This window comes from Bradyrhizobium sp. Ken01 (assembly GCF_055807355.1).
In genome coordinates this window covers 1-254 of the sequence record NZ_JBVVPC010000249.1, presented here as the reverse complement: position 1 = coordinate 254, position 254 = coordinate 1, and the positions used below count along the sequence as shown (strand labels likewise).

Here is a 254-nt window from a genome sequence, read left to right as displayed (position 1 = left end):
AGTTAACCGCATCAATAATGTACGCACCATGCGCGGATTGCAGTTTGCAGAAGACGCCAGCCCGATGGCGCACCCGATCCGCCCGGATATGGTCATTGAGATGAACAACTTCTACACCCTGACCGTTTACGAGAAGGGCGCGGAAGTGATTCGCATGATCCACACCCTGCTTGGCGAAGAAAACTTCCAGAAAGGGATGCAGCTTTATTTCGAGCGTCATGATGGTAGTGCAGCGACCTGTGACGACTTTGTGC

At 52.8% G+C, this 254-nt stretch carries 1 protein-coding gene; it reads left to right on the top strand.

All coding sequences use genetic code 11. From position 1 onward, the window contains the following. Nucleotides 1–254, top strand: a 254-nt coding sequence (locus AC0L3S_RS39530; protein ID WP_473285389.1) for a M1 family aminopeptidase, incomplete at both ends; no start/stop codon positions are given.